We start from the raw sequence: 23299 nt of genomic DNA on the forward strand, positions 1-23299 counted from the left end.
ATATTAGCTATATCCTATGAGGGGTGCAAGCATAAGTTCACTAACTTTGATTCGTTTGGCGAAAATCTAAACTCAACACCCGCTTTTAGACGATTTTATCGACAAACCATTGGCAGGCACGAGCTAAAAGTGTGATCTACTTAACTTTTATATTTTCAGCTAATTATCGTAGGGCACTTCGCTGAGCATCCAGATCTGCAAAATCTGTGAGACATCGGGGCAATAGCCGAACAAGATTTGGTACTTTGGTTTGAAAGGTTCACCGATAAACGTGGTACGAATCAGTTTGCCTGTTTTGAGATCCACCTGCGTACTCACCCTTCCCTTGAAGTTTTGAAAAATCGCAAATTGTTCACTGTGGTACACCATCTGCTCTCGATAGAACAAAAAGTGGTCTTGTGGTGTTTCAGTAAGTTGGCATTCTAGTGGTTTTAAAGGCTCCTGAGCTTGCACACTCAATGCCACTAGCAATGCAGATAGGCTCCATCTAAATCGCATCGTACGTCCCTATTCTTCTTTCTTTATCAAAGTATAGGAGCTATCGGGGTAACTGCAGCGAAGCTCGGAACTTGTGACTACCAAGACAGAAAAAAGGCTTCAACCAATCCAGTTGAAGCCTTTCTCTATTTCATTATCTGGGAACGAAATGTTTATTCGTCTTCGGTATCAAACACCACGTTGTAGTTTTCTGTGTAGGTACAGTTTGGCTGGCGGCTACAGGTAAAGAAGCGTCGACCTTTAAACTCACCTTGGCTTGCTGTTCTGATGATCATCGGACTGCCACACTTTTTACAAAAGCGGACTTCTTTATCCGGTTCAATCAAATCAATGTGTGCCGCCAATAAACGACGTAAACGCCCCACTTGATAACTGTGTTTCACCGATGCGCCAATCAAAGGAAGGTTCGCCGATTTACACACGTGCATCAGCAGTTTTTGGCGCTCGACTTTGCCTTTATGCAATTGCTGACCATTATCAAGCTCAATAATTACACGAGGTTCAAGCGTTCTAGGGTCGCAGATAACGTAATCAAAGTAGCTGCGTGAAATTCGGTTACTGGCAATAAAGAACTGTTTTTTGTTCTTAACCTTTTTTGGTGCGATCAACGTTGCCATGTTTACTTTGGCAAACACCACAGCATGATCACCAACCGCTGCTCTTAACGCATTAAAAAACGCGCCTTCCTGCCCTTTTAATAAAGGACCTTTCGAACGGTATGGGAAGTCTCGCGTGTCATCGTTTTTGATCACGTACTTTTGAATGATAAAGAAGAAAACAACAAGTAGAACAACAATGATAAAGATGTTGGTCATAGATAAAGTGCGCCCAAAACAACTAGTTGCTCAAAGCCTAAATGGAAAGTTTAGCCAGAGCAACAAAACCGATAAATTTTGCGGGGTGATAATAACAGCCGCAAAGCTTTTGAGCACGATTTACGTTAATCAAACAAGAACAAAAGCGGGCTCCATCAAGAGCCCGTTTGTTAATCATTAAGATGTATATAAAGTGCTAGCTGTTCGCGTCGGGTTGGCTCTCTGGCATGGCATCAATAAACGCAGGCAGTTGATTACATGCTTCTACAACCGAGTTAATTACCGGATAAGGAGTCATATCCACTCCAAAACGTAACGCATTGTACACTTGAGGCACTAAGCAAATATCAACAACAGAGGGAGAGTCAGTCACACTGTAGATACAGTTTCCATGTTGTTGTCGATGCTGATTTAACTTCTCTTCTAATGCCACAAAGCCTTGATTTACCCAATGATGAATCCACTCAACTTTCGCCTCTTGATCACACGACAGCTTCCCTTCTAGGTACTGCAACACGCGCAAGTTATTGAGTGGGTGGATCTCCATCGCGATATCCTGAGCCATAGCCAAAGCTTGGTAACGAAGTGGCGATGGTTCTGGAATCACTCGAACTTGTGGATACTGCTCATCAAGATACTGAATGATGGCAAGAGATTGGTTGAGTTGAATATCACCATCCACCAGCACTGGCACAAGCTCAGAGGCATTTAACTCATGGTATTCCGCGCTATGCTGCTCGCCGCCATTACGTACCAAATGAACCGATTTGGACTCGTAGTTCAGCTCTTTTAAATTCAAACAAATGCGCACTCGATAAGCCGCCGAAGAGCGCCAATAGCCGTAGAGGGTGATGTTATCGCTCATACTTCCCTTGCCCCTCATTCTCAGTGTTTTAGGTATTGGCTGATTTGCTGATCAATCGCACCAAAGATCGAGTTGCCATCTGCGTCAAACATCTCTAGCTTGATTGAGTCACCAAACGACATAAAGCTTGTCGACGGTTTACCATCACGAATGGTTTCAATCATGCGCACTTCTGCAATGCACGAATAGCCTACGCCACCCTCTTCAATAGAGGTACCGTGCTCCGTGCCTTGTTTGTTTGATACTGTACCCGAGCCAATGATTGCGCCCGCAGAAAGTGGACGGGTTTTGCTGGCATGGACAATCAAATCAGCGAAATCAAACGTCATATCTACTCCAGCATTCGGACAACCAAATGGTGCATTGTTATAGGTTGATACCAAAGGCAAATGAACTTTGTTTTCATACCATGCTTCACCTAGCTCATCTGGCGTTACTGCAACAGGAGAAAACGCCGACGACGGTTTTGATTGGAAGAAGCCGAAACCTTTTGCCAGCTCTGCCGGAATCAAACCACGCAACGACACATCGTTTACGAGCATGATAAGGCGAATGGATTCTTGTGCTTCTGCAATGCTTGCTCCCATCGGCACGTCACCAGTGATCACGGCAACTTCACCTTCGAAGTCGATGCCCCACTCGTCGCTGGCAAATTCGATGTTGTCGCAAGGACCAATAAATGCGTCAGAACCACCTTGATACATCAAAGGGTCGGTCCAGAAGCTTTCTGGCATTTCCGCACCGCGCGCTTTCCGCACTAATTCGACGTGATTGACGTAAGCGCTGCCATCCGCCCATTGATAGGCGCGAGGCAATGGTGACTCTAGATAGTGGGATTCAAACGCTTCACTTCCTGAAACCGAACCATTATTTAGCGCGTTATAAAGCTCTTCTAGTTGTGGAGCGACTTTGTCCCAGTTATCCAATGCCACTTGCATGGTTGGTGCGAGATGCATCGCGTGGAAAATTTCGGTTGCCGGAACACATTGTGTCAGGTCTTTGCTCACGACCATCAACAGACCATCGCGAGTGCCATTTTTCTTGGTTGCTAATTTCATCCTTGCCCCTTACTTCTCTTGCCAGCTATAGACGTATTCTCTGTTTTCAACCTTATCGAGCTCGTCAGAAAACTCTAACGCGTGGCGCGTATCAATCATCACTGCCACTTCATCGGTGAACTTCTTCTTATACTCCTGACCCGCTTTGAACGCTTTCGGATGAGGGCCATGAGTAAAGCCTGCCGGATGGAAAGTCACCATTCCTGCTTCAATGTTGTCACGGCTAAAGAAATCCCCTGCGTGGTAGAACAAGACTTCGTCATAATCGTCATTGTTATGATAGAACGGCACCTTCAGAGCTCCAGGGTCGCTTTCGATTGGTCGAGGTACAAACGTACATACTACGAATCCAGCACCAACAAATGTAGTGTGGGCAGAAGGCGGTAAGTGATAACGATGCGACATCAAAGGTCGAATATCACGCCAGTTCACTTTCACCACTGCCAAGTCACCGTGCCAACCAATCGCATCAAGCGGGTTGAATGGGTAAGTAATCACGCTGACTTTATCATGGCGCTTCACATGAACTTGAGTTTGATCTTCTGAGTACTGCGCACGAAACTCGTCGTTAATTGACGGCGTTTCCAGAACGGCTGGGTCGAACACAGCATGATTGCCCACCATGCCTTTTTCTGGCAAAGCATAAGCAGCATCGGTGTTTTCAATCATCAGAACAAACATTGGCTCACTTGGTTCTAATCGCCAACTGGTCGAGCGTGGGATCATCACGTAATCACCTTCGCTCACTTTGAGATGACCATAGTCGCAGTAAAGATCTGCCGTGCCGTGATGGATAAACAGCAGCTCATCGCCATCGGCGTTACGCACTAAGAAGTCCATCTTCGCGTCCATACGCCATATACGGATCTTACAGTTGGCGTTGTGTAGAAGATGCGGCACTGCCCAAGGCGAAATCTGACTCGCCGTTTCAACTAGGTTGAAATCGAACGCGCGCGGGCGTAATTCGCCTTCCCACTCAGACCAACCTGTCGGTGCGTGTTGATGATGAAAGTGTGCAGCAGGGCCAAAGAATCCACTTCGGCCTGCTTCACGTTCGTAAATTGCCTCTTCCGGGAAATCAGCATGTGCTTGCTTGGAGCACACTCCCTCCCGATGAGGGAATGTGATCCATTTATGCATCGTTTAGTACTCCTCGGCGGATTTGGTCTTCTTCAATCGATTCAAACAAGGCTTTGAAGTTACCCTCGCCAAAGCCCTCGTTGCCTTTACGTTGAATGATTTCGAAGAACACAGGACCAATTACGGTCTGGGTGAAGATTTGCAGCAAGATGCCATCTTTGGTTGGCGCACCATCGATAAGAACTTGTAGATCGCGCAGTTTGCTGACGTCTTCCCCGTGTCCTTTTACGCGCTCGTCGACTTTCTCGTAGTACGTATCTGGTGTTGGCATAAAGTCCATGCCACGATCACGCAGTGTTTGAACGGTTTGGTAGATGTCATCGGTGGTCATCGCGATGTGCTGAATACCTTCACCGTTGTATTCACGGATGAACTCTTCAATCTGCGACTTGTCGTCAGAAGACTCATTGATTGGAATGCGGATCTTGCCACACGGCGCGGTCATTGCGCGGCTAACAAGCCCTGTCAGCTTACCCTCAATATCGAAGTAGCGAATCTCGCGGAAGTTACCAATGCGCTCGTAGAATCCAGACCACACGTCCATGTTACCTTGCTTCACGTTATGAGTCAGATGGTCGATTTCGTACATACCAACGTCTGCTTTCGCTAGACGCTCTTCTGCATCATCGTAGAAGCGGAAGTCGACATCGTAAATGCTCTGTTTGCCGTAACGATCAACGAAGTACAGAAGACTCTCACCGATACCGTAAATTGCCGGAATGCTTAGCTCCATCGGACCGATTTCCGTTTTGTACTCTTCACCGCCGTTATCCAGCGCTTGCTTTAGCGCCACGTTAGCGTCTTGCACGCGAAATGCCATGCCACAAACGGAAGGTCCATGAACTTTAGCGAAGCCTTCTGCCTGACTGTGCGGCTGAGCATTAACGATAAAGCTGATGTCACCTTGTCGGTACAGCCAAGCCTCTTTAGAACGGTGTTTTGCGATTTCTGCAAAACCCAACGAAACAAACAGCGCTTTCAGTTGTTCAATACCTTCGCTATCCGCCGCTGTGTATTCCACAAATTCGAATCCATCCGTGCCTAATGGGTTGTAGGTGTCCACCATGACTTTCTCCTTATGTCATTGTTGTGTTTGAACATACGTTCTTGTTCGATATTTCTAACTTGGCGCAGGAGGAGAAAAATTGGAATACATACGAGGAAATCTAGCTTCATGCACTTTTTGCAACGTAATGTAAAAAATATGTTACACAACATTATTCACCCGCAATCGTTTACGTGAAAAATAAGGAAAACACATAATATCAACGAATTAGCATATCGTTTTTAAATTTACACTCCCAATCAAGATGTAAACAGATTGTTACCGCAATGACTTTTATGGGCAGTAACGCGCAATTCTCATTCAAACAGTGTCAATATACGGACAATTATTCTGATAATATATGGAATGAGTGCCGATAAGTGGTAGTATCATTTTTTAACCACTACACTGGCAAATAGTTATGGCACGCCGAACTAAAGAAGATACCCAGATTACCATCAACACCATCCTCGATGTCGCGACAGAACAGTTGATCAAGCTTGGTTACGAGAAGATGTCCTACACGACGTTGAGTGAGCAATCGGGAATATCGAGGACGGGCATAAGCCATCACTTTGCAAAGAAAGCCGATATTCCTCGCGCTCTACAAGGCCGACTACTAAAAATCATGGCCGATAAGTTGAACATGTCAGGTAATGAAAAAGACTTCATTGACAGTTGGGAACATGCGTTTGGCGATGAAGCGTTTATGGCGATTTGGCGTTTGGCATTTTTGATGACAGTTTGTGAGCATCACACACCTTATCTCAATGAGATTCAAACGCAGATTGAGACTGTTGCATCGTTCAAGCTTAACAAGTCATGCCAACGCACGATTGAATGGTTGATAGGCGTAACTTTATTGAGCTTGCAAAAAAGTTAACCCAATTATCTGGATACGAGGCCGAGTCAGCGACTCGGCTTTTTGCGTTTTTATACTCAGAAAACTTGGATTTGATTATTATTTAAGTATAGCGGCCGAACCCTTTGCAGAGTTCGGCCTATCCAGAAAGGCAGTGCGAGAGGACATGAATAAACAGAGACTGTATTAACCCATAGATGTGATACTGCTTCAATAATTACCCGTTAAATTACAATCGACTATGCAGTTATACTGTTAACTTTTCATCAATTACATAAATAGCTCGACTCTGTACATAAATACCACTCGCCCTTATATAAATCAGTCACTTTCGATATTTGTAAAAATTCGCTAAAAGCTCATAACAAACGATTAGTTTTTCTCTATCACCCCAAAAAACTGGGTGTTAGTCTTGTTTACATATTTACCTAGCCCATTTTTACTTTCGTGACCGCCGCATCAGATCCGGTAATTCGTAGGTCAAGAGAATGTCAGGCAGCGGTATTTTTTGATTCAAGACAGTTTTGACACGGACTAGGTATGTAATAAGAGGTGTTCTGTTCCCTTTCGGGCTCGCACTCTATACCGCTGCGCTCTCGACCAAGAAAGAAAGAGACATCCAAATGACACAAATTAATCAAGAACGTCTAGTTGAACATTTCTGCCAACTGGTTCGCATCGATAGCGAATCTATGAATGAAAAACAAATCGCAGAAACTCTGGCTGAGCAACTGGGCGAGTTAGGCTTTACGGTTCAAAAACTACCTGTACCAGAACAAATTTCTAATGGCTTCAACGTTTATGCACGTCTAGAAGGTAAGAAAGAAGGCTCTATCCTCATGAGCTGCCACATGGATACAGTAACGCCTGGTATCGGCATTGAGCCGATCATCGAAGATGGCATCATTCGATCTAAAGGCAATACGATCCTTGGCGGTGATGACAAGTCTGGCATTGCTGCAATCATGGAAGCGGTTCGTTGCATCCAAGCTGAAAACCTAGAGCACAAAACGTTAGAGCTTGCTTTCACTGTGCATGAAGAAGGCGGTCTGTTCGGCTCTGAGTACTTCGACATGACGCACGTAACGTCTAAAGAAGCGATCGTACTGGACACAGGCGGTCCTATCGGCACTATCGTGACAGCAGCACCTGGTCAGCAAAAAATCGTTGCAACAATCAAAGGTCGCCCAGCACACGCGGGTCTAGCACCTGAAGAAGGCATCAGCGCAATCATGGTAGCGGCAGATGCAATCAACCACATGAAGCTGCTTCGTATCGACGAAGAAACCACAGCAAACATCGGTATGGTAAACGGCGGTCAAGCGACAAACATCGTGATGCCAGAACTAAAAATCGTTGCTGAAGCACGCTCTCTAAACGGTGAGAAGCTAGAAGCGCAAGTGAACCATATGATCTCTACCTTCGAGTCAGTATGTGAAAAACACGGCGCAGAAGTTGAAATCGAATCAAGCCGCGCATACGACGCATTTGTTATCGAAGAAGACAACGCTCACGTCTCAGCAATCAAAGCGGCATTCGCTGACATGGGCATCGATGCATTCACAAAAGGCACTGGTGGCGGTAGCGACGCAAACAACTTCAACAAGAAAGGTCTAACAACGGTAAACCTTTCTACTGGTATGGCGAAAGTACACACAACTGAAGAATTCATCGCGGTTGACGACATGGTGAAAATCACGGAATTCGTTAAGCACTTCCTCGTCAAATAAGCGAACTAAGTAAGCACAACTTGCGCTTAATCTAAAACGTAACCTAAATCCCCTTCCTGCTTTACGCATGGAGGGGATTTTTATTTCCGTTGAGTAACGTCCCCTTCTATTACGCAGTTAAGCCACCAAAAAACAACGATTCCCCAGAGCAATATGGCGTACGCATACATAGAAAACGTCATTTTGTATAGATGGATAAATGTGAATTTGGACATAAGGTACCAATCTGCTTTCGTGATCAAATCAGAGCTGGAAGCAAAATCACAGGCATAATTCATGCTATCTATTTCGTCGGCGGCTCCCATCAGATAATCAAATCCATAAGCTACTTGCATTAAGAGTGCTTATGTAATCCCCCTCCATACTGTGTCGAGCTTCTGGCGACACATAAATGTCTATTCAATTGGCAAAAGTAGAGTCTAATATGAAGAAAAACACGCTCGCTTGGCTGATCTCATCCTTATTAGGAAGTACAGCCACTTTCGCAAACGCGAACCACGACCTAACCTTGGTCGAAATCGGAAACCAAACCTTTGAACGCATAGAAATGCTCAAGCAGTTAGCAGACAAAGGTCAAGGTACGTCTCAACGCGATGGCGAAACCTACCTTGATTTCCAAGGCTATGAATACTGGGTGAACTTTGATGGCTACCCTAAGTTCCCATTCTTATTCGGCGATCAAGACCAAGCCTACCGCAATGTGGTGGACTTCGTCGGTCCTGAATGGGAGTTCATCATGTACAACGGCGGCTTCTATCTGATGCACAAAGAGTTTGGTGTGATGAACCCAGACGACACAGGTTGCTACGTAGAATATATCCCTGCTGCCCGCGGCTCTAAGCGTCCAAATGGCGAATACATTTGGCAGTCAGATATGATTCAAAACATCGAGACTTCTGATTGTGGCGACCTATCTGCGCCAAGCATCAATGCATTGAACGTAGCCAGCGTTTCAGATCAAGGGGTTCAGCTAAAATGGGCTACGCAAAACGCGAATGACAATGTGGTTTTGACGTTGACCGAATCAGGTTCAGAGCCCGTTCATTATGACAACGTTCAATCTGGCTTGTTCATTGGTAACCTGAAACCAGACACTCGGTACACGGCGGAGCTTTCGTCATGTAATGCGATCGATTGTATCGAGCCACAAAAGATTGAATTCACGACAAGTGCTGCACGCCTTGGTTACGCAGACGAATTGCCGTTAGACAATCACTTGAATGGCGATTTGACTGGTTCTATCCATTTTGCTCAAACCCATACTACCACCGCCCCGAATCAAAACGATGTGAACCTGTTCCCTGACTTGGTGATCGACCGTGAAGCTCTGCTTTTATTCACGCCAGAAGACAAAACAGTTCAACAAGTTTGGGTAGAAGTGAGCTTTGAAGGCACTGTAATCACTCGCCTCCCAATGCTGCCACCAAGCGCGCTTGCGGCTTCTGATCAGCCAGATAATGGACGTTCTAAAGTGGTATTCTCCCATCACGCGTGGTCACTGCCGTTGCAATGGGATTGGATGAAGCCAGGCTTGTCGCTGCGCTTAACCGATAACACTGATCGCCAAGGCGACTTAGCTGCCAATGAACTTGTCTTTGGCGGCGCGCCGGAGCTTATCATTCAAAACATCGACATGGGTATGCTCACAGCGCCACGTGATGGCAACACCATGATCAAAAATATGGCAAAACTCAGCACCGATTACTTCCAGAAAATCCCAGCATCTAAACTGGTGATGGCGGATTACACCGCCGCTTATTTCCCGAAAGTGACGCTACCAAACGGTAAGGTTTACACCACAAGCTCCGATGGTGAAGGTGGCTGGCACGGCGGTGACATGCGTGAAGCCATTGGTAAAGCACTGGTATCTACAGGTGTGAATAACGCGAACGTCGGCATTACTGATAGTGCTGGTTATTCGCAAGCTTACAATAAACGCTTCAACCATATTACTGCGCACACCAACCGCGGCGTGTACACCAACGGCATTATTGACCATGGCGGCAGTGGCGGCGGTGGCATCGTGACATTAACGGCGACAACTGGTAACGAATGGTCGCACGAGTTGGGTCATAACTACGGTCTGGGTCACTACCCTTGGTATGCTTCTACGCACGATTTGGAATCTGGTTGGGGTTGGGATGCTCTGCATCGCCGCTTTATTGGTAACTTACACTGGACAGGTGAAGCCACGACTAACGATGTGGGTGGCGAAGTGGTGCCACCATTTGCTGGTGAATTCCGCTTTATGCGTGACGCTCAAGCCGGTGGTGAAGCCGCACTATTAGGCACCATTAGTCATTACACGTTAGAGCACCCCTCTCAGTCTCGCCGCGTACAAACTTGGCTCAATAACGGTTTTAACGTCGATTTAAACAGCTCGACTGGCTATGTTCGTTGGAATCAAAAAAGCCAAAGGTACGAAGAAGCACAAACCGACACGCCAGTACCTACTGCAGCAGGCGTGCCTGTTGTCACCATGTTGGGCATTTACGATCCGCGTAACGAACTTGCAAGCCAAGTTTACCCGCTGATTTACTCCAACTACGGCAACGTGTTTGAGCAGCCTTCTGCACCAGATGTAACTTATCATCCGGAAGGTTGGCAAGTGGTGTCTTCTTTGTCTGACGAGCAAATTCAACAAGATTTGTGGCAGACGATGAAGGTCAACAACCAGCAGGCTCGTATTTGTCAGTTCACCTACACGGCAAGCAACGGCGAAAGTGCAAACTTCGTTGGTAGCGTCAGTGAAGATATGATGCGTTGTGAAAGCAGCGAAGACATGTACTGGAACATCAATGGTCAGCGTGAGCGCATGATATCTCAAGATCATAACTACTCATTGCTGTCTAAATACGGTGAAGGTGCTGTGACTTACACGCCGAACACCGAAATTGGCGAAGTGCCACTTTGCGTGCTTGATAAATCCGGCACGAGCCATGACGGTGCCGGCTACTTTACCTCTTCCCACTGCCAGCAGTTTAGTGGCGTGAAACACAACAACGGAGCGGATTGGCGTTACGCTCGACATCAAGGTGGAATGCATCAACCGAGTATGATCTCTCAACGTAGCTGTGCGGTTACGGTGGAGCGTCAGGATGGCTCAGTACAGAACATTGCGGTTGCAAGTAGCCGATTAAACGACTCACAAAGCAATAAGTTCCACTTTAACCTAGAGCAGCTGCCACTACCGACTCGTGTCACCTTAAGTTGTACTGACGTGAATGGTGAGCAAGTGCTAGATAGTTTGATCCCTGATCAAAACCCAGCGATCGACAAGCTTGTTGGTCCTATCTTTGTTGGTCAGGAGCACGGTTACAAACAATACATTGATGAACAAGTCATGTTTGCCGACAACGCAGCGTTAAACCGCATCGACTTTGGCTTTGTGGCTGACTTCGACAAGTTCGTAGCAGACAACTACGGAGCGGGCGTACTGAACAATGGTGAGACAAGCGCAGAACGCCGCGCTGGTGCACTTTACGTGTACCCTAACCCAGTCACCGGCACTCGCGATTACTTCCTAATGCGTGATATCTCTGCGGCGGATTTCCCAACCGCCCAAGCAGACAATGAAGGCTGGAAGTACCTAGGCTCAGCGGAAAACCATGTTCAGTTTGGTTTTAACCCACTGAAAGTAGATCGTAGTAACATCGACAATGCACAGCGCATTGCCGGCTACTTCAATCAACCGCAGTTGCTAACGTGGGAACAAGCGAGTTCAACGGCATGGGGACAATCTGAGAACGCTATTTTCATTGATACCGATGAAAGTGGTGAGCGCCGTTACTTTATGCAAAAACGTCCGGGAGTGAACAGCGCGTTGCCAGTTCAAAACACCTCTGACGCTGATTGGCGCTTTATTGGTAGCGATACAGATATTGAACAGTACATTGCTGAGCTCAACAGTGACCTAGCTAAGTTTGAAGCCGAAATCTTAAACTGGCACAAGCAAGATAGCATGGGAGTTTGGGGCGAGAACAACAACACGGGAACGATAAACGATATTTACGTGTACCACTTCCGTGGTGGTTACCATTACTACCGCCTCATTGACGGCAAGTATTGGTACTTCCCTTGGCCAACGGAGGCAAACCCAAACAACGCTGATTGGCAATATCTCGGTCAGTTCTAACTCGTAAAAATGTTCGTAGCATGATCATTTAACGTTAACGCCCTACCTAAGCTCAGACTTGTGTAGGGCTTCTTTCTATTTTATTTCTGCGGTCTTTTTGGCGTAGCCCTCAAACCGAGTTACACTACGCCCTCTTTTCCTTTTCTGATTCATTCCCATGACTGACGCTGATATCGAGCTGCAACACCTTTGGTTAGAAGTCCAAGCTGAGCGCTGGCAGAACCTGTCACGCTTTTTGTTTAGCTATTACTGCTACAAACACAACCTCGTGAGTAAAACCAACAAAGTGTGTTGGGAAACAGCCCGTGTATCACTACCTTGTTCTAAGACAATTACCCAGCGCAAACATGCGGTTATCGAACCATTGATACCGGAAGATACGGTCGTTGGACTATTAAAAACCATCAGTAAAGATGGCGATATGAGCTTTGAAATGATGGCGAGCACACTCGACACATTTTTGCGCTATGTTGTGATCAGCAAACAAGAAAAATCCCAGCTTAAACCCAACATGTCAGCAAGTTGGTATCAGCAAGAGAGCAAGCCATTAATGGCACGTTTTGAGCTAGCGGGAATTGTCATTTAAGGTACGTCGATGCAATTACAAACCCTAGGTAAAGGACGCTTTGAGGCGCAATGGAGTGAAGATAAACATCTCATCGAAAAAACGATCCGAGATTGCATCTGTACGCGCCGAATTTTTGATGAAAACGAAAAGCTCCTTACCCAAGGTGAGCATGTCGAAAACTTATATCTGGTCGATTCCGGTCGTATCTCCATGGGTGTCACGGCAAGAAACGGCAAAACCTTTCTGCTTGGTACGCTTGAGTGTGAACAACAAGTCTTTGGTGAGATGGAGTTCTTTACCGGCTATCGCTGCCAAATGGACATCGTTCCGGTAGAACCGGTTGAAGTTGCGATTATTGACGCGCAAAAGCTGCAAAAATGCTTGTTAGAACAGCCTCGACTGTCGCTTTACTTTGCCAGCGCCATCGCGATTGATTACCAAGATACGGTGGAGATTCTTTCTCGCCGATTACTCTACCCAATCACCTATAACGTGGCATACGACATCTATCATCAGTATTTAAATGACCTGCCAGTGGATGGGTTCCAAAAGAACTATTTGGAAGCGGAGCGATTTGCCACCTCAGACCGTGTTTATCGCCGCGCGGTGAAAGAGCTTGAAAGCAAAGGCTTTATCGCCAAAGAAAAGAAAGGATTACGTATTCTCGATTTGGACGGACTACGTAATTTTGTTGAAGAATAGTTGAGTTCTTCACTTATAAACGAGAAAAGGTCTGCATGGTGCAGACCTTTTTGTTCTCTTACTTAATTTCATTTAAGCGGTTTGCGTTTGCTCTACTGTCTTAAACTTCATTGAAACCACCAGCATTGCGACGACCACTGCGTAGATAACAGGAATAGCGTACATCACGGTTTGCAGACCAACCACGCTTTCCATTACCGAACTGATAGCTGGGCTAAACATCGCGCCCGCACTGCCGCTGATTAAGATGTAAGACACGTTCTTACTGGTTGCATTGCGCACAAACGATACACCGTAAGCGATGAAAGCATTGTAAAGCGCTGCACAAGCAAAGCCGTAACCGTAAGTCAGGTATGACAACCATTCTAGTTTTTCCGTGGTGACGATAACGCTGGTGATCACCATAGCAACAGAGATGATGGTCAGTAGGAAAGTTTGAATCTTCATGCGCGAAACAATCACGGTAGAAACCAATGCACCAACCAGAGCTGCAGACCAGTATTGAGTGATGATGTTGCCTGCTTGCTCAAATGGGATATCAAACTTCTCTTTTACGAACATTGGCGCCCAAGTTAAAAAGGTGTATAGCGCAAGCATACCTAGGAACAAACCTACGCCACCGCTGATGATGCCGAAGTTCCATTCAGACTTTGCTTCTTGCTCAGAGCCGCTTTCACCACCGCATTGGTTAAAGTTAGTCAGCAAAGCAACAAACATGGTTGCCAACGCCACTACACCCACGCTTAGGTAACTGATGCTCCAGTTCATTGCGTTCGTCAGCGCGTAAGTGGTGATCAATGGGAAGACGACGCCTGCAACATTAAAGGTCGCATCTTGAACCACCAGCATGGTGCTTTGAATTTTGTCTTTCCATACCGATACGACGATAGTACCCGCGATACAAAGACCGACACCGCCACAAAAGCCAATTACGGTCATGCCAAGCATTACGATAAACAGAGATGGCGCGACATATAGACTCAGTGCCGCAGCGGTAATCGCACCGTAACACAATACGGTCATGCGCTTAATGCCGACTTTTTCAATCAAAAAGAAAGCCGCAATAGTGCCGGCAAGTGCGCCACCGTTTAATAGCGAGAAAATCGACGCGACTTCGTTAACGTTCGCATCAAAGGTGTTGGCAAGCGGTTCAACCAACATACCAAATTGGGTCGCAAAACCCGCCATAATGAAGTTAGCGAGAAAGCTAATTGCGGTGAGTGTTATTTTATTTTTCATAATTCACTCCAAGGGCTCATGAGGTAGATGTTCTTAGTATTAGAGAGAGCCGACTAACCAGCTCTCAAAGAAAACTCAATTGTAGGGTTAAGCTTTAATCGCAGTTTCTAGCGCAATTTCAATCATGTTGTTGAAAGAAAGCTGACGCTCTTCTGCAGTGGTTTCTTCGCCAGTAATGCAGTGATCAGACACGGTCAAAATCGCCAGCGATTCAATGCCGAATTGGTGTGCCAAGCCGTACAAGCCCGCTACTTCCATATCCACCCCAAGTACGCCAAAGCGCTCTAGGGCTGGGATCATGTCTTCATCCGGATCGTAGTAAAGATCGCCAGTGAAGATGTTACCTACTTTGACATCAATGCCCTTCTCTTTCGCAGACATGTAAGCGTTGTGCAGCAGTTCAAACGTTGCAGACGTTGCCATATGGTAGCCACTGCTGCGCTTAGCATTCGTCGGTGAATCTGTGCCTGCCGCTTGGGCTAGGATAACGTCACGCATGTGAACGTCTTTTTGCGTCGCACCGATACTACCGATTCGGATGATGCGCTTCACACCAAAGTCATTAATCAGCTCGTGACCGTAAAGCACCATTGATGGGATACCCATGCCATGCCCCATCACTGAAATGCGCTGACCTTTGTAATAACCGGTGTAGCCCAACATGTTACGAATGTCCGTAACCAATTTGGCATCATCTAGGTAGGTTTCAGCGATGTATTTCGCGCGTAGCGGGTCGCCCGGCATGATAACAGTTGAAGCAAAATCTTCTGCAGAACCTGCGATATGAGCAGTCATAGTGTTTTCCTCTTTCGTTCTGATGGCGCAATCATAATGAGGAAACAGGGCAAAGTTTCAGGACAAAAGTCCGGTTTGAAAGTGCGAGCTCTCATAACTGAGCAAACAGTAAATATGGGGTCAGTTCAACAGATAAACCGACGAAGTTGCATCGGCTCGAAGCGAATGATCATTAATGACTGAAATAGCTACGGTAAAGAAAGAAATATAAAAACAGATTACAAATTCTGTCATGGAGGTTTACAGGTTTGCTTTTTAATCAGAGGGCCGCTGATAACTTTAACTCATTCAATAAATCAGATTCATTGTCATTATTTTTAAGAGCCTCTCAAAAGAAAATTTGTAATTATGGTATTACTTTTCCTTTTTATTATATTTATAAAAATCACCTATAGTTTTTATTTAGATTAAATAGTGAGTATAGATTCTGCAACAACCTTATTTCTTCCACTCAGTTTTGCTTTATATAAACACTGGTCTACTTTATCTAAGAAGTATCGAATGTCTAAGTGTGTTTCTACCCGTTGACTAAATACGCCAATAGAGCTCGTTAGCAAGTGAGCCTGAGAATTATTTTCGCATAGGATTGAAAGTTTAGAGATCGATTCTCTCAGTGACTCTGCGCGCTCAACACAATACTCATGCTCTGAACCGACAAGTACTATCAGAAATTCTTCCCCGCCCATTCGAAAAGCGATTTCATCAACACCGTTGAATTGCGAAGATAATAACGTCCCAACCTTGGTGATGGCCTCATCGCCCTTTAGGTGGCCAAGCTCGTCATTAAGTTGTTTGAAGTAATCTAAGTCAATGGAAATAAAGCTGACAGTTTGCTCTCCTGCTTGCGCTTTAGAAAGAATGTCTGGCGTCATGATGTTGAAGTATCGACGGTTATATAGTCCCGATAATTCATCAGTTATCGCAAGTTCTTGCAGCTTTTTGTTGAGACATCTCAACTCTTTCTCTGCCACAAAACGACGATGTTTTTCTCTAACAAGCTCGATGGATTGAGTAGACACTTCAAAATACATTTTGAGAACGGTATCTGCGACTAAACCGTTGATACCTTGCAGTGTATCTACCGCATTCACTTTTGCCGTCTCTAAAGAATCGGTAGATTCCAACTCTTTCAATGCGACACTCATTTTCTTGTCGTCGCCGATGATATGGAATACGAGCCAACGAATTAAGAACTGCAGAATATGTTCGATAGATTCTTGCCAGTTGAGGGTTTTAGATTCAGATTGAATCTTGATGACTTCGTTAACGAACGACGCATGACTTTTCTTGTGATCATCATTCCAAACATCATCGAGAAAGTGCTCGTTCCAGATGCTTTCTTCAAAAGAGAAGTGATATTGAGCGTAGTCCTTTAATTCACTAAACACACCGTCAACTTCTATTTGGTCATCATAAATCAACGTATTGGCTAATTTATTTACCAATAAAAAGAGATGGTAATGTTGTTCATCGATCTTTTTAATCCCTGTCTCAAAATTGTGATTCCAAGGAAAAATGATCAGTTCATTATCAAACATAACTATTCATGTATTAACACTATTTCTTGTGGGGAATAGTACCCCATGTTATTTAAAGTTGATAGCCCTTATAATCAAATCTATTAATCAGAAGAATAGCCAAATTTGTTATAAATATTAAATTAATAAATTTATTGTTAAAAAATAGTACCAATCCATGAGACTACCCTTTCGGCTTTGGCTCATTTCCACTATTCGAAATATCCCGTTTACACCCAACTTTTCAAGTTTTTTCGCATCGGGTGAGTATTGTCTTCCTTTGAAATTAACGTGGTAAACCAAAGATCTTGAGCACTAAATGCTATGCTTTCGTTCACCATTCTATATTTCAAAGTTAAAAACAATTTAAAATATACCCACAAATCAATAACTTAATTACACACAACCACATATACCTGACAACTTAATAAGCATTAACTTTTATAACAAATTATGAGTACCTCGACTCTTTAAATTCTATACTACCTTAGTTTTTTAAGTGGATAGCATAATATTTCAAGCTCACCACTTGTCGTAAATTACGGAAAACTATTTGTATCTAAGTTATTAACATAAATAAAAGGATGTAAAAAATGCAAGTAAAATCGATGACGTGTATAACGTTACTTTCGGCTGTATTTATCAGTTTCAACGCTTCAGCTGAAGTACAATCTTGTCAAGAAAAAGTCCAAGAGCTGGAACTAAAGATAAAATTTGCTCAAGATGCCGGATATACGGCCAAAGAGGCTGGATTAAAACGATCTTTAGATCGAGTTTTAACATACTGTAACGATGCAGATCAGCTAGAAATAGCGAAAGAAGAAGTACAAGAAAAAACGGCAGATCTTGAAGAAGCAAAGGAGGAGCTTTTAGAAAAAGAATCAGAACTTCGAGAATCTATCGACTCAGGTGACTTTGAAGACATCAAAGATATTAAAGAAGAAGTTGACGAAAAGAAAGATGAGGTATTTGAAAAACAATTAGAATTAAACCAAGCGATTGATAGTTACAAAAAACTAAAATCTATTGTTGGGGTCTAGTTGAGTTAACAAATGGTAATGACTTTTGGTCAAGCCTTTAATTCGTGTTTCATACTTCTAAGGGAAAATAACCACCTCATTATCAATAGTCATCAAAAATAGCGCCACTAACATGGCGCTATTTTTCTAATCATTTAGATACCTGCTTTCTGGTCATTACTTTAATTCAATCCACGCTTTACGCTGCGATTTGTCCATGTAGGACCAAGCTATAAAGCGGCTGATTTTTTGTCCTTGGCTCATTTCCACGATTCGGATCGCTTTGACACCCAACTTTTCAAGTTGTTTACGCATCGGACGAACATTGTCTTTCTTTGAGATTAACGTGGTAAACCAGAGTACTTGCGCACTGAATGCTTGGCTTTCGTTCGCCATTTTGCGGATGAATGCAGCTTCACCACCTTCACACCATAGCTCAGCATTTTGCCCACCAAAGTTAAGCGCTGGTTTATTGGCTGTAACTTGCGGCGTTTTTGCTTGATGAGCTTGAACCTTTACGCCCTTCTTACGCTGATTCGCTTTTAAATTGTCTAACTTACGCTGACTACCCATCGCCGCTTCTTCAGCTGAACGGTGGAATGGCGGGTTACAAGTCGTAATATCGTAGCGATCGTTTGGCTGGATAATACCGCGGTAAATATTGGACTCACTGGTTTGTTGTACAAGTTCGACCTTACCGTTTAACGTGGCGTTAAGCGCTGTAATTGCTCGTGCTGATTCAATCGATTTTGGGTCAACATCGCTACCAGTGTAATGCCATCCGTATTGAGTCACACCTACAATTGGGTAAATACAGTTTGCCCCCACACCAACATCAAGCGCTCGCACTTTATCGTGCGCATATTTGCCTTTTACTTCACCATCGAGCAACTCGGCTACACGATGAACGTAATCCGCACGCCCAGGAATCGGCGGACACAAGTAAGTGTCAGGGATATCCCAATATTCAATATCATAATGCGCTGCCAGTAATGCTTTATTCAGCATCTTGACGGCTTTTGGATCGGAGAAGTTGATTGAGTCTTCCCCTTTCGGATTCTTAATCACAAATGATTTGAGCTGAGGCTCTGCTGTGATCAGTTTTTTGAAATCGTAACGACCTCGATGTGCATTACGTTCATGCAATCCACTTTTAGCAATTTTGATCACTTCTACATCGCTGCTTAGATTAGCGGCGTTAGTTTTCAGATCAGTGCGTTTTACAGCACTTGCGGCTTTTGCTGTCGGCTTATTTTTCACACGCTTTGGTTTGATCTTGGTAGCATCTTTACCCAGTTTAGACTTCGCCGATTTTGGCTGAGCTTGTTTCGCGTTGTAATTATTGGTCTTCATTCGAATTCGCTTTTAAATCGAGGTAAATCATAAACAGACGAGCATCAAATTCGAGTTGGTGATACTCAGGCTCCATATAACAGCACAGTTGGTAAAAGGCTTTGTCGTGGTTTTTCTCTCGAGTATGTGCCAACTCATGCACCACCAGCATGCGTAATAACGCTTCAGGTGCATCTTTAAACACGTTCGCAATGCGAATCTCATTTTTCGACTTTAGCTTGCCACCATGGTTACGGCTTATCACGCTATGCAAACCAAGTGCATTGTTGACGGCGTGAATTTTCTTATCGTAGACCACTTTGCTAATTGGCGCGGCTTTCTTCATGTAGCGGTTTTTGATTGCTATTGCGTACTCGTAGAGTGCCTTTTCGCTTTTGATTTGGTGTCTATCTGGGTAGCGTTTTTCGAACCAAGGCACCAGTTTACCGCTGTCGATGAGTGAACTGACTTGCTCGACAATGTTTTGCGGATAACCTTGAATGTATCGAAGTGACGGATGCATGCGTATTAAGTCTGCTATGACAAAAGAAAGGCGCTAAATATACCCGAGATTAGCAAGAGTTTCATCTTAGGATTACCATTCGCGTAGGCTTTCAACCTTGTCCCTCTGCACCTCTGGAACAGCATGTTCTCCTCTTGGCAGATACGTTTATTTTGTATATGGCTTTTTAGCGAGTAAACGTTTTGTTATGTGAACTTTCTTATTTGTGTCACTTGCGCACAATGGGCACAACGCAGTAACTAAGGTTTCTTGCGTTGTTTTATTTCGAACCAAACAACCTAACTCTGCCCTTTCTAGACAACGTGAATTGCAACAATTGGTTGCTTGCTGGTTTTGCACGGTTTCCCAATATTCTAGCCAAGATCGGTAGGCGTTGGGCAATTTTATTGACTCATCTTTTATGCGCTCTACATCAGGCATATTCCCTCCGGAAGATGTGACGATGGTTATTTCTATTGTTTTATAAGGCGATAAACAAAACAGAGGGAGCGATTTCTCACTCCCTCTTAGACAAGTCATTACATCAATGACGATTGCTATCGGTATTTTTACTTCATTGGTATTTAGAAGTCGCCTTCGTTAGAAACGATAAGACTGAAGTCCAATTCGAAATCAAGAAGCTTTTCAACAACGGTAGGATCCGTTAGGAAGTAAACTTTCTCTTCGAAATCCCATTCCAGGATGCCTTTCGTTTCTGTACCGTCATCCCACTCAAAGGTTGCTTCATAGCGTAAAGCACCTGAGATTGGCTCTTCACTGCTTTGACCAAAGAAGAATTTGTGCTCTTCAATTGGCTTACCTTCACCACCATCAATGTAGATGAATTGGATAGCACTGTTTAGGTGCATGAAGCCAGAGGTTGGAATGTAGCGACCCATGATGTTTCGGCTATAGCCGATATAATGCACCATCTCACCTTGAACGATATTCTCAGAACGTTCCGTAAATACGTAGAATGAGGCACTATGTGGTGGCGTAATCGTTAGCTCAGCGTTATCTTCGATGGTGTAATCATCAGTTAGTAGACGCGCAGTAATAAATACTTTGCCAACCTCGACACCCGTCGCAAGACCTTTTTCACCAGCACTGTTAGAGATGGTTGCAATTTCTGGATCATCACTGCTCCAGTAAAGGTTGTCTGCTGTTGTTACGTCAATGCGAACACCATCTGACATCACGACTTCTGCTTTGAATTGCTTTGTCTTCCCTGATGGAATTTGAGGCGTATCCAAGCTGTCTTGAGGTTTAGGCGTCACATCTAACTTCAGCACGACCGCTTCAGTGATAACCAGTTTCGCTGTGTCGGTAATTTCTTCACCGTCCGCTTCTACAAAGGCAGTAATGGTAACTTCACCCATCGCAACACCCGTTGCTGTGCCTTTATCCACTTCTGAGTTTGAAATTGTCGCGATTTTAGAATCACTACTACTCCAACTTAGCGCACTGTCGTTGGTAACATCGATAACTTCGCCGCTAGACAATGTCGCGTATGCCTTGAACGGCTTAGAAAGACCGACAGGTACTGATTCCGTTTCAGGGGTAACTTCGAGAGAAGTGATAACCGCGCGCGTTACTTGTAGACCCGCATTTGCGTATACAAACTCGCCGTTTACTTCGCCAGAAACAACAATCGTTGTCCAACCAGTATCAACACCCGTTACGAGACCTTTTGAACCCGCGTCATTTGATACCGTTGCAATATCTGTCTCACTGCTTGACCAATTGATTGAGTTCTCATTAGTAACATCCAGCTTTTCACCATCAGACATGGTTACGATAGCCGAGAATTGCTCTGTGAGTCCCACCGATACACTTTGAAGTTTTGGTGTAATTTCCAAAGAAACGGCAATTGCTTCAGTGACGTTCAATGTCGCACTATCGCTAAAGCGTTCTCCATCAACGTCAATATATGCCGTGATCGTCGACTCTCCCACAGACTTCGCTTTCACTTGGCCTTTGGTTTCCTCATCATTTGAGATGGTTGCAACATTAAAATCGCTACTATCCCAGCTGGTCGAACTATCGCTTGTAACATCGATAGCCTGGCCGTTAGAGAAGTTTGCCGTCGCTGTATACGAACGAGTCAGACCAACAGGTGTCGAGGCATCTTTTGGCGTTACGGTGATAGATGTAACAACCGCTTCCGTTACTTCGACAATCACTGTGTCTTCGTATTTTTTACCACTAAATGTGCCCACTGCAGTAATCTTCACAACACCTGTGACATCACCTGTAGACACCAGTCCATTGTCATCAACCGTTGCAATTGATTCGTCTGAACTGCTCCATTTAACATCATCACTAATGGTTACATCAGTAACTTTGCCTTTTTTTGTTACTTTTTCTGCTTTTAATTGAAGTTGAAAACCAATAGGAACACTGTTTTCTTTTGGTGTCACTACCAGTTCTTTCACTCCGTGGTTACATGCACTAAGTCCTATTACTGTCAGCACAGTCAGTAATGTAGACCTTATTGAGGTGCTTATTTTCATGCGCTTACTCCTATATTTGCTGAGCGAATATAAGCTTACCGATATAGGTAACAAGGAGTAACAGCACGTATGCATTAATATTTGCAGAGATGCTTACTTTGCTAATTTCAATACATAAAAGTTATCAGAAAAATTCTATTAAAAATAAAAAACCATTAAATACATACAGTTAAACACACCACCACACCGTCAAAGGCTCTTTTAAATGCTTTTATTTATAAATGCCAATTCACATTCAGTTTAATTATTATTCAATAGAAATGAATTAATTTAGAAAATTCGAATAAATTAATTCATAGAAATCGTGCGATTCTCAATTAGAGCGTTAGGCGATTAATTTTATTACATACGGAAAATATGAAACTTGTCTATTTTAATACCAAGGAGTGTAAACAGTGTTTAATTTAACACAGCCCAGCTTGAGAAAGAGTGCAATATATCTCGCGGTAGCACTTGGCGCTTCTACCTCAACCTTTGCAGGTGATGTCTTCGATCAACCCCATACGCTCGCTGTGAATGTTTTTGATGTCACAACCGGTGACCCTATTGATGATGAACAATATTATGTTGAAGTGGATATTGTTGATAATGACACCAGCCTAACCATAGGCACTGAGCAGTATTAAGGTGACTTTTTTAATGGCATTTGTTCTCTTCCTATCTCTAAGCAAAGCCTCTCCTCTCTTACAGACCTAACCGGTATCTCTTTTTCTGTCAGCATTCCTGATTTGCCCGATGAAAATACCCTCTCTTACGATGTTTCTAATGTCTCGGTTGGTGTTAAAACACCGAACCTGACGGATAACACCTTAAAATACTCCGTAAAGCCAGTGCTGTATTCACGCTTCGCGGAGATTGCAACCAATGTGACTGGTGACATTACTCCTGACTCTGTTGATACATCAACCCTTAGCATTAACCGCTCCGAGGTGATCAATGAAAATGGTGAATGGGTTGGCAATGG

The 23299-nt window shown here is 44.2% G+C and carries 19 protein-coding genes and 1 pseudogene; 7 read left to right on the forward strand and 13 right to left on the reverse strand.

Features of this window, described 5'->3' with window-relative positions; all coding sequences use genetic code 11:
* Positions 1-159: 159 nt before the first annotated feature.
* The 6 genes from C1S73_RS02985 to hppD form a co-directional block, all read right to left on the reverse strand.
* Positions 160-498, reverse strand: a complete 339-nt coding sequence (locus C1S73_RS02985) for a hypothetical protein (protein ID WP_038873340.1) — start codon at positions 496-498, stop codon at positions 160-162.
* A 152-nt stretch (positions 499-650) separates the two neighbouring features.
* A complete protein-coding gene (locus C1S73_RS02990; protein WP_038873342.1) occupies positions 651-1313 on the reverse strand; it encodes a DUF2726 domain-containing protein in 663 nt (220 codons plus the stop codon).
* A gap of 196 nt (positions 1314-1509) precedes the next feature.
* Positions 1510-2178: a maleylacetoacetate isomerase gene (gene maiA, locus C1S73_RS03000; RefSeq protein WP_038873348.1), complete on the reverse strand. Its 669-nt coding sequence runs from the start codon at positions 2176-2178 to the stop codon at positions 1510-1512.
* Positions 2179-2198: 20 nt separating this feature from the next.
* On the reverse strand, positions 2199-3236 hold the full coding sequence (locus C1S73_RS03005) for a fumarylacetoacetate hydrolase family protein (RefSeq protein ID WP_038873351.1): 1038 nt from the start codon (positions 3234-3236) through the stop codon (positions 2199-2201).
* A gap of 9 nt (positions 3237-3245) precedes the next feature.
* On the reverse strand, positions 3246-4376 hold the full coding sequence (locus C1S73_RS03010; protein WP_038873353.1) for a homogentisate 1,2-dioxygenase: 1131 nt from the start codon (positions 4374-4376) through the stop codon (positions 3246-3248).
* Positions 4369-5442, reverse strand: a complete 1074-nt coding sequence (gene hppD / locus C1S73_RS03015; RefSeq protein ID WP_038873355.1) for a 4-hydroxyphenylpyruvate dioxygenase — start codon at positions 5440-5442, stop codon at positions 4369-4371. Before hppD ends, C1S73_RS03010 begins: the two co-directional genes overlap by 8 nt.
* Before the next feature lie 400 nt (positions 5443-5842).
* Here hppD and C1S73_RS03020 point away from each other — a divergent pair, with 400 nt between their 5' ends.
* From C1S73_RS03020 to C1S73_RS03045, 5 genes are all read left to right on the forward strand, one after another.
* Positions 5843-6304, forward strand: coding sequence for a TetR/AcrR family transcriptional regulator (locus C1S73_RS03020; RefSeq protein ID WP_038873357.1), 462 nt, complete (start codon positions 5843-5845; stop codon positions 6302-6304).
* A gap of 602 nt (positions 6305-6906) precedes the next feature.
* Positions 6907-8013 (forward strand): M20/M25/M40 family metallo-hydrolase, encoded by a 1107-nt coding sequence (locus tag C1S73_RS03025; RefSeq protein WP_038873360.1) that lies wholly within the window; start codon positions 6907-6909, stop codon positions 8011-8013.
* Between the two features lie 424 nt (positions 8014-8437).
* A complete protein-coding gene (locus tag C1S73_RS03035) occupies positions 8438-12148 on the forward strand; it encodes a M66 family metalloprotease (RefSeq protein ID WP_158654989.1) in 3711 nt (1236 codons plus the stop codon).
* Positions 12149-12305: 157 nt separating this feature from the next.
* Positions 12306-12734: a hypothetical protein gene (locus tag C1S73_RS03040; RefSeq protein WP_038873227.1), complete on the forward strand. Its 429-nt coding sequence runs from the start codon at positions 12306-12308 to the stop codon at positions 12732-12734.
* 9 nt (positions 12735-12743) lie between these two features.
* The gene (locus C1S73_RS03045; RefSeq protein WP_038873229.1) at positions 12744-13418 is read left to right on the forward strand and encodes a Crp/Fnr family transcriptional regulator; all 675 of its coding nucleotides are present in this window, start codon (positions 12744-12746) and stop codon (positions 13416-13418) included.
* A 72-nt stretch (positions 13419-13490) separates the two neighbouring features.
* Here C1S73_RS03045 and tsgA read toward each other — a convergent pair whose 3' ends face one another.
* From tsgA to C1S73_RS27745, 4 genes and pseudogenes are all read right to left on the reverse strand, one after another.
* Complete coding sequence (gene tsgA / locus C1S73_RS03050; protein ID WP_038873232.1) at positions 13491-14657, reverse strand: MFS transporter TsgA; 1167 nt, start codon at positions 14655-14657, stop codon at positions 13491-13493.
* 87 nt (positions 14658-14744) lie between these two features.
* Complete coding sequence (deoD, locus tag C1S73_RS03055) at positions 14745-15452, reverse strand: purine-nucleoside phosphorylase (RefSeq protein ID WP_005439921.1); 708 nt, start codon at positions 15450-15452, stop codon at positions 14745-14747.
* Positions 15453-15859: 407 nt separating this feature from the next.
* Positions 15860-16990 (reverse strand): GGDEF domain-containing protein, encoded by a 1131-nt coding sequence (locus C1S73_RS03060; RefSeq protein ID WP_038873236.1) that lies wholly within the window; start codon positions 16988-16990, stop codon positions 15860-15862.
* Between the two features lie 117 nt (positions 16991-17107).
* Positions 17108-17313: pseudogene (locus C1S73_RS27745) on the reverse strand (RlmF-related methyltransferase); the annotation flags it as partial.
* Positions 17314-17562: 249 nt separating this feature from the next.
* On the opposite strand from C1S73_RS27745, the gene C1S73_RS03065 reads away from it, so the two are divergent.
* On the forward strand, positions 17563-18009 hold the full coding sequence (locus tag C1S73_RS03065; protein ID WP_038873238.1) for a DUF1090 family protein: 447 nt from the start codon (positions 17563-17565) through the stop codon (positions 18007-18009).
* A 156-nt stretch (positions 18010-18165) separates the two neighbouring features.
* On the opposite strand, the gene rlmF is transcribed toward C1S73_RS03065, so the two are convergent.
* The 3 genes from rlmF to C1S73_RS03080 all read right to left on the reverse strand — a co-directional run bounded on the left by rlmF (position 18166) and on the right by C1S73_RS03080 (position 22335).
* Positions 18166-19341, reverse strand: coding sequence for a 23S rRNA (adenine(1618)-N(6))-methyltransferase RlmF (gene rlmF / locus C1S73_RS03070; protein ID WP_038873240.1), 1176 nt, complete (start codon positions 19339-19341; stop codon positions 18166-18168).
* Positions 19328-19843: a M48 metallopeptidase family protein gene (locus C1S73_RS03075; RefSeq protein WP_005427832.1), complete on the reverse strand. Its 516-nt coding sequence runs from the start codon at positions 19841-19843 to the stop codon at positions 19328-19330. Before C1S73_RS03075 ends, rlmF begins: the two co-directional genes overlap by 14 nt.
* Before the next feature lie 563 nt (positions 19844-20406).
* Entirely contained in the window at positions 20407-22335 is a 1929-nt protein-coding gene (locus C1S73_RS03080; protein ID WP_038873242.1) for an Ig-like domain-containing protein, read from the reverse strand.
* A gap of 395 nt (positions 22336-22730) precedes the next feature.
* Between C1S73_RS03080 and C1S73_RS28090 the strand changes: the two genes are divergently transcribed.
* Positions 22731-22961, forward strand: coding sequence for a hypothetical protein (locus tag C1S73_RS28090; RefSeq protein WP_227740571.1), 231 nt, complete (start codon positions 22731-22733; stop codon positions 22959-22961).
* The last annotated feature ends 338 nt before the right edge of the window (positions 22962-23299 follow it).

It is taken from the genome of Vibrio jasicida 090810c, from assembly GCF_002887615.1.
GTDB lineage: Bacteria > Pseudomonadota > Gammaproteobacteria > Enterobacterales > Vibrionaceae > Vibrio > Vibrio jasicida.

What these genes read in the sequence shown, in the direction of transcription:
- hppD (WP_038873355.1), bottom strand. Translation starts at nt 5,442, where the DNA reads ATGGTGGACACCTACAACCCATTAGGCACGGATGGATTCGAATTTGTG.
- C1S73_RS03080 (WP_038873242.1), bottom strand. Translation starts at nt 22,335, where the DNA reads ATGAAAATAAGCACCTCAATAAGGTCTACATTACTGACTGTGCTGACA.
- C1S73_RS03005 (WP_038873351.1), bottom strand. Translation starts at nt 3,236, where the DNA reads ATGAAATTAGCAACCAAGAAAAATGGCACTCGCGATGGTCTGTTGATG.
- C1S73_RS03020 (WP_038873357.1), top strand. Translation starts at nt 5,843, where the DNA reads ATGGCACGCCGAACTAAAGAAGATACCCAGATTACCATCAACACCATC.
- C1S73_RS03075 (WP_005427832.1), bottom strand. Translation starts at nt 19,843, where the DNA reads ATGCATCCGTCACTTCGATACATTCAAGGTTATCCGCAAAACATTGTC.
- C1S73_RS03060 (WP_038873236.1), bottom strand. Translation starts at nt 16,990, where the DNA reads ATGTTTGATAATGAACTGATCATTTTTCCTTGGAATCACAATTTTGAG.
- C1S73_RS02990 (WP_038873342.1), bottom strand. Translation starts at nt 1,313, where the DNA reads ATGACCAACATCTTTATCATTGTTGTTCTACTTGTTGTTTTCTTCTTT.
- C1S73_RS03035 (WP_158654989.1), top strand. Translation starts at nt 8,438, where the DNA reads ATGAAGAAAAACACGCTCGCTTGGCTGATCTCATCCTTATTAGGAAGT.
- C1S73_RS03025 (WP_038873360.1), top strand. Translation starts at nt 6,907, where the DNA reads ATGACACAAATTAATCAAGAACGTCTAGTTGAACATTTCTGCCAACTG.
- C1S73_RS03040 (WP_038873227.1), top strand. Translation starts at nt 12,306, where the DNA reads ATGACTGACGCTGATATCGAGCTGCAACACCTTTGGTTAGAAGTCCAA.
- C1S73_RS03010 (WP_038873353.1), bottom strand. Translation starts at nt 4,376, where the DNA reads ATGCATAAATGGATCACATTCCCTCATCGGGAGGGAGTGTGCTCCAAG.
- deoD (WP_005439921.1), bottom strand. Translation starts at nt 15,452, where the DNA reads ATGACTGCTCATATCGCAGGTTCTGCAGAAGATTTTGCTTCAACTGTT.
- C1S73_RS02985 (WP_038873340.1), bottom strand. Translation starts at nt 498, where the DNA reads ATGCGATTTAGATGGAGCCTATCTGCATTGCTAGTGGCATTGAGTGTG.
- C1S73_RS03065 (WP_038873238.1), top strand. Translation starts at nt 17,563, where the DNA reads ATGCAAGTAAAATCGATGACGTGTATAACGTTACTTTCGGCTGTATTT.
- maiA (WP_038873348.1), bottom strand. Translation starts at nt 2,178, where the DNA reads ATGAGCGATAACATCACCCTCTACGGCTATTGGCGCTCTTCGGCGGCT.
- rlmF (WP_038873240.1), bottom strand. Translation starts at nt 19,341, where the DNA reads ATGAAGACCAATAATTACAACGCGAAACAAGCTCAGCCAAAATCGGCG.
- C1S73_RS03045 (WP_038873229.1), top strand. Translation starts at nt 12,744, where the DNA reads ATGCAATTACAAACCCTAGGTAAAGGACGCTTTGAGGCGCAATGGAGT.
- tsgA (WP_038873232.1), bottom strand. Translation starts at nt 14,657, where the DNA reads ATGAAAAATAAAATAACACTCACCGCAATTAGCTTTCTCGCTAACTTC.